The sequence below is a fragment of the Ruegeria sp. BJ5 genome, assembly GCF_056537865.1.
In genome coordinates, this window is the sequence record NZ_JBQFSH010000001.1 from 585,041 (window position 1) to 598,084 (window position 13,044).

13 protein-coding genes are annotated in these 13,044 nt (G+C 62.0%); 10 read left to right on the forward strand and 3 right to left on the reverse strand.

What is annotated here, in order from left to right:
- The first annotated feature begins 167 nt into the window (after nt 1-167).
- From ACR0NY_RS02935 to ACR0NY_RS02945, 3 genes are read left to right on the forward strand one after another with little or no spacing between them, the layout of a single operon-like run.
- Complete coding sequence (locus tag ACR0NY_RS02935; protein ID WP_170338517.1) at nt 168-1,280, forward strand: Ppx/GppA phosphatase family protein; 1,113 nt, start codon at nt 168-170, stop codon at nt 1,278-1,280.
- On the forward strand, nt 1,252-1,632 hold the full coding sequence (locus ACR0NY_RS02940) for a hypothetical protein (protein WP_170368466.1): 381 nt from the start codon (nt 1,252-1,254) through the stop codon (nt 1,630-1,632). The genes ACR0NY_RS02935 and ACR0NY_RS02940 overlap by 29 nt, the downstream gene beginning before the upstream one ends.
- A gap of 52 nt (nt 1,633-1,684) precedes the next feature.
- Nucleotides 1,685-2,401: an RlmE family RNA methyltransferase gene (locus ACR0NY_RS02945; protein ID WP_170338513.1), complete on the forward strand. Its 717-nt coding sequence runs from the start codon at nt 1,685-1,687 to the stop codon at nt 2,399-2,401.
- On the opposite strand, the gene ACR0NY_RS02950 is transcribed toward ACR0NY_RS02945, so the two are convergent.
- The 3 genes from ACR0NY_RS02950 to ACR0NY_RS02960 all read right to left on the reverse strand — a co-directional run bounded on the left by ACR0NY_RS02950 (nt 2,402) and on the right by ACR0NY_RS02960 (nt 5,491).
- Nucleotides 2,402-2,608, reverse strand: coding sequence for a hypothetical protein (locus tag ACR0NY_RS02950; protein WP_093962135.1), 207 nt, complete (start codon nt 2,606-2,608; stop codon nt 2,402-2,404).
- 97 nt (nt 2,609-2,705) lie between these two features.
- Nucleotides 2,706-4,628: a multiheme c-type cytochrome gene (locus ACR0NY_RS02955; protein WP_170368467.1), complete on the reverse strand. Its 1,923-nt coding sequence runs from the start codon at nt 4,626-4,628 to the stop codon at nt 2,706-2,708.
- The gene (locus tag ACR0NY_RS02960; protein WP_170368468.1) at nt 4,625-5,491 is read right to left on the reverse strand and encodes a YihY/virulence factor BrkB family protein; all 867 of its coding nucleotides are present in this window, start codon (nt 5,489-5,491) and stop codon (nt 4,625-4,627) included. The genes ACR0NY_RS02955 and ACR0NY_RS02960 overlap by 4 nt, the downstream gene beginning before the upstream one ends.
- A gap of 171 nt (nt 5,492-5,662) precedes the next feature.
- On the opposite strand from ACR0NY_RS02960, the gene ACR0NY_RS02965 reads away from it, so the two are divergent.
- The 7 genes from ACR0NY_RS02965 to ACR0NY_RS02995 all read left to right on the forward strand — a co-directional run bounded on the left by ACR0NY_RS02965 (nt 5,663) and on the right by ACR0NY_RS02995 (nt 13,001).
- Complete coding sequence (locus ACR0NY_RS02965) at nt 5,663-6,739, forward strand: AI-2E family transporter (protein WP_170338507.1); 1,077 nt, start codon at nt 5,663-5,665, stop codon at nt 6,737-6,739.
- A gap of 141 nt (nt 6,740-6,880) precedes the next feature.
- Nucleotides 6,881-7,858, forward strand: coding sequence for an AAA family ATPase (locus ACR0NY_RS02970; protein ID WP_170338505.1), 978 nt, complete (start codon nt 6,881-6,883; stop codon nt 7,856-7,858).
- A 20-nt stretch (nt 7,859-7,878) separates the two neighbouring features.
- Nucleotides 7,879-8,826: a DUF58 domain-containing protein gene (locus ACR0NY_RS02975; protein WP_170338503.1), complete on the forward strand. Its 948-nt coding sequence runs from the start codon at nt 7,879-7,881 to the stop codon at nt 8,824-8,826.
- On the forward strand, nt 8,823-9,296 hold the full coding sequence (locus ACR0NY_RS02980) for a DUF4381 domain-containing protein (protein WP_170338501.1): 474 nt from the start codon (nt 8,823-8,825) through the stop codon (nt 9,294-9,296). Before ACR0NY_RS02975 ends, ACR0NY_RS02980 begins: the two co-directional genes overlap by 4 nt.
- Complete coding sequence (locus tag ACR0NY_RS02985) at nt 9,296-10,279, forward strand: vWA domain-containing protein (RefSeq protein ID WP_170368469.1); 984 nt, start codon at nt 9,296-9,298, stop codon at nt 10,277-10,279. The genes ACR0NY_RS02980 and ACR0NY_RS02985 overlap by 1 nt, the downstream gene beginning before the upstream one ends.
- Nucleotides 10,276-11,778, forward strand: a complete 1,503-nt coding sequence (locus ACR0NY_RS02990) for a vWA domain-containing protein (RefSeq protein WP_170368470.1) — start codon at nt 10,276-10,278, stop codon at nt 11,776-11,778. The genes ACR0NY_RS02985 and ACR0NY_RS02990 overlap by 4 nt, the downstream gene beginning before the upstream one ends.
- Entirely contained in the window at nt 11,775-13,001 is a 1,227-nt protein-coding gene (locus ACR0NY_RS02995; protein ID WP_170368471.1) for a BatD family protein, read from the forward strand. The genes ACR0NY_RS02990 and ACR0NY_RS02995 overlap by 4 nt, the downstream gene beginning before the upstream one ends.
- The last annotated feature ends 43 nt before the right edge of the window (nt 13,002-13,044 follow it).

Genomic DNA, 13,044 nt, shown 5'->3' on the forward strand with positions numbered 1-13,044 from the left:
GACACCCGGGGCTTTTACAGCGACGTTTTGCAGTTCGGGATACAGGCCCTGCACCGGTTTCTCCAGTGTCGGGGTCCATCAAAATCCTCATGACTTTAATGAGCGTCTTGCACGACGCGCGCCCGCGACCTAAGGTCGGGGTAACTCGAAAATCGGAGGGCGTGACGATGGCGCCCAAGCGTCCCAAAGGTGCGGGCGCGTTCCCGAAGGTGGTCGAAAGCCCCGCGCCGGCAAGACCCGATCCAGACGCCCTGTACGCTGCGCTGGATCTGGGAACAAATAGCTGCCGCATGTTGATCGCCCAGCCCAAGGGCAGCGGGTTTCATGTGGTGGACAGCTTCTCGAAGTCCGTGCAACTGGGCTCGGGGCTTGAAAGGACCGGACGGCTGTCGCGGTCCTCCATGGCGCGAACCATTCAAGCCTTGCGCATTTGTCAGCAGAAGCTGAAGCGCAACAAGGTCAAGCGCATGCGGCTGGTGGCGACCGAGGCCTGCCGCCGCGCCCGAAACTCACGCGACTTCATACGTCAGGTGAAGCGTGAGACTGGCCTGAACCTTGAAATCATCCAACCCGAGGAAGAAGCCCGTCTGGCGGTCATTTCCTGTGCTCCGCTGGTCAGCACCAAGACCGAGCAGTTGTTGGTCGTCGATATCGGCGGCGGCTCGACCGAGCTGGTCTGGATTGACCTGTCCTCGGTTCCGCGACGCGACCGTTCAACGGCGATCATGCGGCTGCATAACGGGTTTCACACCGTCGACAGTCCCTTTCCCGCCGCCAAGGTGGTGGACTGGATCAGCGTTCCACTGGGCGTCGCCACACTGCGCGATCAGTTCCACGATGTCGAAGACGATGCTGCCCGCTTTGCCCTGATGAGTTGGTTTTTTGAAGAAAACCTCGCCGATTTTGCGCCGTATAAGGACGAACAGGCCCGTGAGGGGTTTCAGATCGTTGGCACCAGCGGCACCGTCACAACCGTTGCTGCCTCTCATCTGGGCTTGAAACGCTATGACCGGACCAAGGTGGACGGCCTGCGCATGACCAGCGATCAGATCGACAAGGTCATTCGCGGCTATCTGGAGCTTGGCCCTCAAGGCCGCCGTCGCGATCCACGCATCGGCGAGGACCGGCAGGCCCTGATCATGTCCGGATCTGCCATCTTGCAGGCGCTGTTGCGCTGCTGGCCGACCGACCGCCTCTCGGTGGCGGACCGCGGGCTGCGCGAGGGTTTGCTTTATGCACAGATGAGCGCCGATGGCGTCCTGGAAGACGGGCCGTTTTGAGAAAGCTCTGCGCTGCATGCCGCTTGCGACCATAGCGATCGCCTACCGGGTTTCGACGGCTGCAACAACGATCTGTGCGCTTGAGGCTGCCGGGTTCAAGGTGTTCAGCCCGGGTTTTCACATCGCCAACACCGTTCCGCACTATGCTTTGGCGATTGGCGGCATTGGGATCGCCGTGCCAGCGGTCGACTCGGCAAAGGCGCTAGAACTGTTGCACAGTTTTTCGAGCCCACCGCCGACATCTGGCACCCTCGGCGGGAAGCTCTTGAACGGTCTTGGATGGGTGGCATTTGGTATTTCTACGCCCTGGCCCGATCTGCTATTGATGGAGCGGTCGATATCATCGGCTTGATGCCACATGAACAAGCGGGTAAAGGCCTCGCAGTCTTCAGGAGACCTTTTCAATGGCCAAGAAACCCAGCGGCAAAAACACTTCGGGACGCGGGCAGCGTGACCTGAAGGTCAAGGTCAAGACCGCGCGCGGACGCAAGCTCAGCTCGACCCGCTGGCTCGAGCGGCAGCTGAATGACCCGTATGTCAAGCGAGCGCAGGCCGAGGGGTATCGGGGTCGCGCGGCCTACAAGATTCTGGAGTTGGACGACAAGTTCCGCTTTTTGGTTCCGGGCGCACGCGTGGTCGACCTTGGTTGCGCACCCGGTGGCTGGTGCCAGGTCGCGGTCAAACGCGTGAATGCGCTGGGCGAGAAATCGGGCAAGCGGATCGGGACGGTTCTGGGTGTCGACCTCCAAGAGGTCGAGCCCGTGGCGGGTGCCGAAACCCACGTTCTGGACTTCATGGAAGACGATGCCGACGAGAAGGTAAAACAGTGGTTGGGCGGCAAGGCTGATGTTGTCATGTCGGACATGGCCGCCGCGTCCTCCGGGCACAAGCAGACCGACCACCTGCGGATCATGGCGCTGTGCGAAACCGCCGCCTATTTCGCCTTTGACGTGCTGGAGGTCGGAGGAACCTTTGTCGCAAAAGTCCTGGCCGGTGGCGCCGAGGGTGATCTGCAGAAACTGCTGAAGCAGAAGTTCGACAAAGTGGCAAACGTCAAACCGCCAGCTTCACGGTCGGACAGTTCGGAAAAATTCGTGGTGGCAACCGGTTTTCGGGGCTGATCAGTCGTCGTCCAACGCGATCTTGTCGGCTACAATCCGCTGCGGCCGCAACGACGCCGCCGCCATCCCCTGCAGCAGCAACGCCTCGCCATGGTTGAGATACGTGGCCGGCTTGTTGCGCAACTCGTCGATCCGCTGATCCAGCGAGACCCGGCGCGTGGCCACAGGTTGGTCGAGCTTGGTCGACGGGCGTTTCAAATACAACATGGATTACCACATCCTGAACTGGTCAATGCCTTGACCATGGATGTTGACCCGTAAATGGGACTGCAAAATGGCGCAACTGCGTCGCTTCGATGCCGGCCTACCGGCCTAGCTGCCGCGCAAAATCCTGAAGTGCTGGGCTGTCCGGCAGAGTCCGAAGCCCCTCCTCCAATACCTGGCGGGCTGCATCCGTGCCGCGGTTGATTTGGGCCAGTTGGATCAGCATTGGCCAAGCATCTTCGCGCTGGGGATCCAACGACACCACCTGACGAAAGGCCTGCTCGGCGGCGACAGGGTTTCTCAGCGTCAGCGCCATCCCCCCAAGGACCAGATGAGTTTCCGGGAAATCCAGACGGTTTGCCAAGGAGCGCTGCCAATCCGCCATGTTCTCACGCGCGTTGTTGCGTTGCAGGGGCGTCAAAGCCGCGGCGGGAATGGGCAGGAACTCTTTGGCAGCGGCAAGGCGTACACTTCGCACTGGGTCGGACAACAGCGGCGACAAACGGGCCACCCTGTCGTCCAGCCCTGCCGCCCGCTGCAACACCGCCGCGTTGGCGCGAACCAATGGGTCTTCGTCCGTCAGCATCGTTGCTGTTTGCTCGGCCATTTCGGGGGTCGCGAAGGGTTGCAGCAGATAGGCGGCCGTCGCCCGCACGATGCCGGGTTGCGCACCGTCTTGAGCAATAGCCAGCAACGCGGCCGGGTCCTCGACCTCTCCGGCGAATGCGGGGGCGAATGAGGTCCCGAAATGGGGCGTACGATGATCGGAGTTCGGGAACCAGTCATTGATGGCGGCGGCCGCCCATGGCTGATCCTGATCGGTGTGGCAATCAGTGCAGGCATCCTCTCCCAAGCCCAGATCGGGGCGCGGCACACGGAAACTGTGATCGCGCCGACCATCCACGCCCATATAGAGGCGTTCGATCATGTGGCAGCTTTTGCACTGCGCCCCCTCGCCTCCCTCCGGGTGGTGGTGGTGTGAGGGATCGTCGTATTGCGCCTTTCGCAGTGACGGAAAATCGGGATTGCCAGCCGGGGAATGGCACTGCGTACAGACCGCATTGCCCTCGGCTTTCAAGGTTGCACTGTGCGCCTCATGGCAGTTCAGGCAGCCGACGCCTTGCGCATACATTTTGGACTGCAGAAACGATCCATAGACATAGACCTCGTCCAGTATCTGGCCGTCGGGCTGGTACAGACCCGGACGCAGAAGCGCCAGATTGTAGGCATCGTGGAATGGCGTGCCAGGCAGCGGGTTTCCGTCCTCCATCGCTTCGCGGCGGGAATGACAGCCGGCGCATTGCTGAATCTCGACCTCGGTGTCGCCCGTACCCCAGATGGCAGGAAAGCCAAACTCGTTCAGCCCGGCAGGCGCGGGCTGACCTTTTGTCCAATCCAGATGGGCCGAGCCGGGGCCGTGGCAGGCCTCACAGCCCACGCCGATCTCGACCTGGTCGGAAGCAAAGGACTGGGTCTGCGGCTGGAAGTTCTTTTCGAACCCTGTCGCATGGCACTCCGCGCAGCGGCCGTTCCAATTCTTGTAGGGGCCGGTCCAATGCAGCCCATCGTCTGGCGGCAAGTCCTGATCCGGATACAGGTGGTACCAGCGCTCGGCCTGCGTGTCCCAGACCACATCAAAGCTCTGCAATCGGCCGGGCTCGGTTTCAAACAGATATTGCTGCAACGGCTCAATCCCCGCGACGGAATGAACCCTGTATTGCTGGCTTTGGCCGTCCTTCTCGGTCACGTCGGCAAAATAGTCCGACCCCTCCCGCCGAAACGTGACGGACACGCCGTCATGAGAAAAGGTCGTTTCATCAAAATCGGCCACAACGGTGTCTGACGTGGGCTCTGTCCAGGCCAAGGCGTGGTGGGATCCGGCCCAGGCTTGCACCTGTTCGTCATGACAATCACGACAAGCGTCCGAGCCGACATAGTCCTGCGCCCACGTCCAACCGCTGTTTTGCAAGAGGGCGCATCCGGAAAACGCAATGATCCAGGCGATGCGGTGCCAATTTCTCATGAAGGTCCGACCTCGCCCTGGTTGTCGATGTCCATCAGCGCGCCGTTGAACTCTGCGCCGAAAATAAGGATGGCGGCGCACAGATACATGAAAATCAACGCGGCCATGGCCCCCGCCAGGCCAGCATAGGTGGCGCTGTAGGTCGCGAATTGCGCGATATAGACCGAGAACCCCCACCCTCCGGCCGCCCACAACAGAAGGGTCAGCGCCACACCGGGCAGGATTTGCATGATGCGGTGACGCTTGGTCGGCAGGATCAGATGGGCCAGCAGAACCGTTCCCGCCGGCACCGCCACCGTGAAGGTCCACCGCAAACGGTCAACCGACAGCCATTCGCCCACGTCCACGGCCGTATTCTCGGACACCAGACGTGTGTAGACCGGCAGCACCAGTTCAACCGCCGCGATCAGCAGGATCGCGGCTCCGCCCAAAATGACCAACCCGAGGCACAGCAGGCGCGTTTTCCAGAATGGCCAACTGTCATTGTCATGATAGGCCTGATTCATGGCAGCACGTACGGCCGCCACTCCGTTCGAGGCAAAGTAGACGGCCAGCAGACCGCCAAGCGTGATCACACCCGAACCCGACCCGTCCAGAACCGCGCGCAGTTCGGCCACGATGGGTTGGGCCACGTCCTGTGGCCACGCACCGAAAATCAACTCGATCAGTTCGTCCGTCACAAATCCCTGCGACAACGATCCGGCCAAAGCGACGGTGAACAGAACAAACGGAAACAGCGCCAGCATCAGCGACATCGCCACATGGCTGCTCATGACGAAACCGTTTTTGTCGCCAAAGCGTTGGACCGCCAGCCACAGCGCCCGGCCAAACCGGCCAAAAACGGGAATCGAAAGACGTGTCATTGGGAAACTCTAGCCTGCAATCCGCGTTGGAAGAACCGGCCAATGTGCCAATTGCACGAGATTCTACCGAATAACTGTCTGGCCCGATTGCATAAAGCCCGCCGCCTGTGCAGGATTGCCCCACAAAACTCCAATCGCTGCCGGCTTGCGCCGGTATAGCTGAGGCCCCGCATGACGCCATCAGAGCCCCCCACCCGCACACCGCTGAGGTTGAGTGTCGTTCGCGACGTCACCATCGTGCTGACGCTTGTGGTTCTCGGGCTTTACGCAGGCGCCAGCTTTCTGATTCCGCTGACCATGGCCTTGCTGATCAACGTGCTGATCATCGCACTCAGCGATCGGGTGATCGCGCTGACCCGTGCGCCGGTCTGGCTGGCCAACCTGGCCGCTGTAACAGTAGTTCTGGCGGGCCTGTTCATGATCACCTACATCCTGGGCAGTCAGGCCACGCAGTTCGCGCGAACTGCGGGTACCTACGAAAGCCAGTTCGACGGCGTGATCAACCGCGTCACCGGTCTGGTCGGGAATGATGTCACCTCTTTTGTCCGGGACAACCTGATCAGCATCGACATGACTTCAGTCGCCCGGATTTTGCTGGGCAGCGCCACCTCGATGCTGAACCAGTTCTTCCTGATCAGCCTTTATGTGGCCTTCCTTATGGCCGAGCGGCTGGCCTTCCGCAAAAAGCTGCGGATTGCAGCCGGCAACCCCGTCACCGGAGCTGAGCTTTCCTCGGTACTGGATGCGATAACCTTCAGCTTGCAGCGCTATGTCGGGGTCAAGACCTTCATCAGCCTCGTTACCGCTGGAATCAGCTATTCGGTTTTTCGCGTGTTGGGTTTGGAATACGCGGAAACCTGGGCCGTTCTGACGTTTGCCCTGAACTTCATCCCATCAATCGGGTCGATCATCGCTGTGATCTTTCCCGCGATGATCGCCCTTGTTCAGTTCGAGACGATCGGCCCGTTCCTGATCATCGTCTTCGGGTGCGGTACCATCCAATTCCTGATCGGCAACTTCCTTGATCCGGCCCTGCTGGGCCGCTCGCTGAACATGTCGACCTTTCTTGTGATTTTGGCGCTGACCTTCTGGACCACGGTCTGGGGCCTGATCGGCGCGTTTCTCAGCGTTCCGTTGACCGTGTGCATTCTGATCATCTTCAGCCACATTCCGGCCCTGCGCCCGATCGCCGTCCTGATGTCGCTGGACGGACGTCTGGCCGACGACGTCAAGTCGGCACGGCCCTGATCAGGGCTGAACACCCTGAAATCGGGGGTGGATCGGCCCGAGGTGCGCTGCTAACTTTCAAATATTGCAATGGATTGACCGAAAAGATCCAGCGGGTCCGGCGCAAACGCATGATTGACCGTTTCTGATGATTGGACCGCCATGACACCGCTTGACCAAATCAACGATCTGAAAGCCCGGATGGCCCAATCGATCATTGGACAGACACAGGTCATCGACCGCCTTCTGATCGGGCTGCTGGCCAACGGGAACCTGCTGATCGAAGGTTTGCCCGGCCTGGCCAAAACCCGTGCCGTCAAGGCGATGGCGCGCAATCTTGATGCCGAATTCAGCCGCATCCAGTTTACGCCGGACCTGCTGCCGTCCGACGTGACCGGAACCGAAGTCTATACCCAGACCGACGCGGGCGGCACCTTTCGGTTCGAGCCCGGCCCGATCTTCGCCAACATCGTCCTGGCGGACGAGATCAACCGCGCGCCGGCCAAAGTTCAGGCCGCGCTGCTTGAGGCGATGGAGGAACGGCAGGTCACCGTATCCGGCACCACCCATAAGATGGAGCCGCTGTTCATCGTGATGGCCACCCAGAACCCGATCGAGCAGGAAGGTACCTATCCGCTGCCCGAGGCGCAGATGGACCGGTTCCTGATGCATGTGCAGATCACCTACCCCCCGGTCGAGGACGAGGTGCTGGTGATCCGTCTGGTCCGCGGCGAGGACACCGCCGCCAATTCCGGAACCACTGCCGAGAAACCCTCACCGATCCCGCAGGATGCCGTTTTTGCCGCCCGGCAGCAGATCGGGCAGATCCATGTTTCGGATGCGATGGATCGGTACATGGCCGATCTGGTTCAGGCGACCCGGACGCCGTCCGCGCTCAGCGATGACCTCGCCGCGTGGATCGAGATCGGCGCCAGTCCGCGGGCGTCGCTGGCGCTGGACAAATGCGGCCGGGCCCATGCCTGGATGAACGGGCGCGACTATGTCGACCCGGCCGACATCCGTGCCATTGCCCATGACGTGTTCCGCCACCGCGTCACGCTGAGTTTCGAAGCGCAGGGGGACGCCAAGACCGCCGATGACGTGATCGACGAGATCCTGAAGCTCGTCGCCCTGCCCTGATCGCAACAAAGGAGAGCCGCGTGTCCCCGACCGCAGCGACATCCCGCGACCCACGCATCCACGTCGATGCCCGCCACCTGCTGAGCCTCGGCGGACGCAGCGGCGCACTCAGCCTTTTGCCGCGACAGCCTGCCCGTTCGGTGCTGAACGGCCGCCATGCCTCGCGCCTGCGCGGGCGCGGCCTGAATTTCGAGGAACTGCGCACCTATCTGCCCGGCGACGACATCCGCACGATCGACTGGAAAGTGACGGCCCGAACGGGCGAGCCGCATGTGCGCGTCTATACCGAAGAGCGTGACCGCCCGGCGCTGCTGCTGGTGGATCAGCGGGTTTCGATGTTCTTCGGCACACAAGTCTACATGAAATCGGTAGTGGCAGCCGAGGCCGCGGCCATCGCTGCTCATCGGGTTCTGGCGCAAGGCGACCGCGTCGGCGGTATCGTGTTCGGCGATACCGACCTGGCCGAACATCGGCCACAGCGCCGCCCAGCGGCCTTGCGGCGGTTTCTGTCCTCGCTCGGTGCGCTCAATTGCAGCCTGGATGCCGGGCTGCGCCCACAAGCCTCGGTCACGCTGAACCAGGTGCTGCAACAGGCTGCGCGCATCGCACATACCAATGCCTTGGTCTGTGTATTCTCGGATTTTGACGGCCTGACCGACGGGTCCGAACGGCTGCTGCGCCGCCTGGCCCATTCCAATGACCTGATCCTGTTCGACATCTCCGACCCAATCTCGCGCCATATGCCGCCCGAGCTGCGGCTGACGGTCTCGGACGGCGACCAGCAGATCGAACTGGATGCGTCAGACCGCCAAATGTCGGACCGCGTGACCCAAGCGATGGAGCAAAGACTGGCGCAGCTGCAATCCTGGTCGCGCCGATACGGGTTTCCCATCGTCCCGCTGACCACCGCCGAGCCCGCATTGGCCCAGATCCTGAGGCTGTTCGGCCATCAAGGGGGGCGGTTATGACCCCGGACACCGAAGGCAAATCGCTGGTCGAGCTTCTGGACATGCTGGAACCCGCGCCCGAGCCGGCTCCGATTTCCATGGTGCCGCAGACCTGGGGCTGGGTTGTTCTGGCGGTGGCGCTGTTGCTCGTGCTTGGTCTGATCCTCGTTACGATCTGGCGGCACCGGCGGGCAAATGCCTATCGGCGGCTTGCGCTGAAGGAATTGGACCGGTGTCAGAATGACCCGGCCAAAGCCGCGGAGATCGTGCGCCGTGCCGCCCTTGCCGCCTTTCACCGGTCTCAGGTGGCCAGTTTGACCGGTGACGACTGGACGAATTTTCTGGGCCAAACCGCTGATCTGTCCGGGTTTTCCGCCTCTGCCCTCGGCAATCTGGCGGCCGCCCCCTACCGCAAGGGGGTCACCGATCCGGATGCCACCGAACTGGCGCGGCACTGGATCAAGTCGCATCGGTCCAAGGGGGCGGTCTGATGTTCAGTTTCGCCGCGCCTTGGGTGTTTCTTCTGCTGCCGCTGCCGGCACTGGTCTATTTCTATGCTCCGCCGCACCGGCAGCGGGTCGATGCCATTCGCATCCCGTTCTTTCGCCACGTCGCCCGGGCGGCCGGGGCCGAGCCGCAATCCGGCTCGGTAACCCTGAGACGGAGGCGGCTGCAAACCGGTCTGGCGATCCTGATCTGGGTGCTTCTGGTTCTGGCAATGGCACGGCCCGAACGGTTGGGCGACCCGATCGTCATCGAAAAAACCGCCCGCGACGTGGTGCTGGCCGTGGACATCTCGGGTTCGATGGACCAGCGCGATTTCAAGGCCGCAGATGGCACGCCCAAGCAGCGGCTGGAGGCCGTCAAGGACGTTCTGCGCGCCTTCATCGCCGCGCGCGACGGCGACCGGATGGCGCTGATCATCTTTGGCACCCGCGCTTTCGTTCAGGCCCCGTTCACCGAGGATTTGCAAAGCCTCACCGGCTTTCTGGACCAGACCGCCGTCGGCATGGCCGGTCCGAACACGGCGCTGGGCGATGCGATCGGGCTGGGCATCCGAACCTTCGAGTCGAGCGAGGTGGACCAACGCCTGATGATCGTGCTGTCGGACGGTGCCGACACCTCAAGCCGCATGACGCCGGTCAATGCCGCATCGATTGCCGCGGACAAGGGTGTCGTGATCTACACGATCGGCGTCGGCGACCCGGATGCCACGGGCGAAGACCGGGTCGATCTGGACGCGCTGAAGGACATCGCCAACAAAACCCAAGGCCAGTATTTCTTTGCCGATGATGAGGCCGCTCTGACCGAGGTCTACCAACAGATCGACGCCCAGAACCCCCGCGTGGTGGAAACCCAAAGTTATCGCCCGAGGGTCAGCCTTGCGCATTATCCGCTGGCGGCGGCGCTGCTGCTCATCCTCGCCAGTACCCTGGGCTTTTACCTTTCACAGGGTCGGAGGCGCGCGGCATGATCGACGCTCTGGCCCAGTTCCATTTCCTGCGCCCCTACTGGTTGCTGCTTTTGCTGCCGATTGCCACCGCCTGGTGGCTTACCCGGCCGCGCAGATCGGGCAGCTCGGACCTGCCTGCGGGCATCGCGCCCCACCTGGCGCAGGCACTGCGTCTGGGGGCCGAAGATCAAAGGCGAGTCGGTCCGCTGGACCTCGCCGCGCTCGCCGCCGGTCTTCTCACCCTTGCCGTGGCAGGGCCGACATGGTCACGGGCGCCAAACCCTCTGATCGCGGACACCGCGCCGCTGGTGATCGCGCTCAAGGTCACCGACAGCATGGAGGAGGCGGACCTTGCGCCGTCACGGTTGGACCGTGCCAAGTTGAAGATCACCGATCTGATCCACACCCGCGCAGGCGCGCCCACCGCCCTGATCGCCTATGCCGGATCCGCGCACCGGGTCGCGCCGCTAACCGAAGACGCCAACATCCTGCGCCCCTTGCTGGAAGGCTTGACCCCGGCGGTCATGCCGGTTTCGGGCGATGCCGCCGGTGACGCACTGACGCTGGCGCAGGACATTCTTGGCGATCAGATGGGCACAGGCGCGGTTCTCTTCGTACTCGACGACATCGATCCGCAACAGGTTTCCGCATTGGGACAATCTGATACCCCGTTGTTTTTTCTGACAATGCTTCCGGATGGCCGCCAGATTCCGCAACTGGACGGCCTGCGCAGCGCCACGATCGTTCCCTTCTCGGGCGACGACCGCGACATCACCCGGCTGAACCGCGGGATCACCCGCAGTTTTTCTGCAGCCTTGGGCGAGGATGATCGCGTCGACTGGCAGGACCGGGCCTGGATTTTGGCCTGGCCCGTCGCCTTGATCGCGCTTCTGTGGTTCCGACGTGGCTGGGTCATTCGCTGGGGATTTGTGGCATTGCTGTTTCTGCCGCCGACCGGCGCGCGCGCAGACGGTTGGCGGGACTGGTTCCTGACCCCGGACCAGCAGGGCCACATCGCCATGAACCAAAGGGACTACGCCGCCGCCAGCACCCTGTTTCAGGATCCGTATCACCGAGGGTATGCGCAGCTAAAGGCCGGGCAATATGCGGAAGCCTCCGAGACCTTTGCTCAGCTTTCAACGCCCGAAGCGGCGTTTGCCGAAGGCATGGCCCGCATCCGAAATCGAGAGTATCGTCCGGCCATCGCAGCCTTTGAAACCGCGCTTGAGCGCCGCCCGGATTGGCCGGAGGCCGCGTACAATCTGGCCGTCGCCAAAGCCATTCTGGCCGAAGTCGAATCCACCCGCGAGCAATCCGATACCGGCGAGGAAGCGGGCATCGGGGCTGATGACGTGGTGTTCGACAACGAAGCCGGTCTGGGCGCGGACACCACGCAACAGGCCGAGACCGGGGACGCCGCGCCCCTGTCTGCCGACCAGTGGATCAGCGCCATCGACACAGACATGCAGGACTTCCTGCGCAGCCGGTTTGTTCTTGAAAATCAGGAGAGGTCCCAATGAGGTACCTGGCGCTCTTGATGCTGCTTCTATGCCCAGTCCAGGTTTTGGCGCAAGCAACAGACATCCAGCCCCGCGTCACGATCGAAGTGCCTGAGGATCCGACAATCGTCGGCCAACCCGCCATCGTTCGCCTGAAGGTGCTGGTGCCGACCTACATGCCAGATCCGCCGGTCTTTCCATCGCTTGAACAGGAAAACCTTCTGGTACGCCTGCCCGATCGCGCTTCTGGGCCGGTCAGCGAGAGCGTTGAGGGCGAAACATGGTCAGGGGTTCAGCGTAGCTATCGGCTGTATCCGCTGGCTCCCGGCACGTATGATTTCGCCGCTGCCGAGGTGCAGGTGACATTTGCGGATCCGGAAACCAATGATCCCGTTCAGGTCTCGGTTCCCCTGCCCGCCGTTCGCCTGACAGTCGAGGTTCCTGACGCAGCCCAAGGATTGGATCCCCTGATAATCGCTCACGGGTTCGAGCTGACCCAGGAGATTGAGGGCGATACCAGCCTTCAAACCGGCGACGCGCTGACCCGCACCCTGACGGCCAAAATCACTGGAACGACCCCGATCATGATCCCGCCTTTGTTACCCGAGATCGAGGGCCCGTTGTTGCGAGCCTATCCCAATGAACCCCGATTGTCGGAAACCGAAGACCGGGGCGTTCTGTCCGGCCAACGAACCGACCGGGTGACCTATGTGGCCCAGGACGGCGGACAAACTCAATTGCCGGCTGTCGAGATCGATTGGTTCAATCTCAAGACCAACAAGGTCGAAACTGCGCGCGCCGATCCTGTCGACCTCGTTCTTGCGCCGCCGCCTTGGCGGCCTCCCGACCGAGAAACCGTCCTGCGGCTGGCAGGCTATTTCATCATTGGGATCGCGATATTATGGCTTGTGTTTCGTAGGCTACATCCGGTTATCAAAGCACGCTGGGCAGCGGCTAGGCAACGCAGGCTGGCCTCGGCAGCGCATGCCTTTTCGGAACTCAAGCAGGCAGTGCGCCAACAAGACTTGGCCCGTGTTTATCAAAAGTTGGAAGTCTGGAAACGGCGACTGGCCGACCCGCCAGACACTGCTGAATTCGAGGCTTCTCTGGCAGAAATCGGCGCGTCCAGATATGGCGGCGGCGATCAACAAGCGGAAAACTGGAGCAAGGTCCGAGATTGCCTTGACCGTATCGCCCGCCCCCTAGGCCACTCTAAATCCGCTTTGCCTCAGCTCAATCCCTGACGCGACCGCCAATTACTTACCTGACGTCAACCCAATCTGAGCC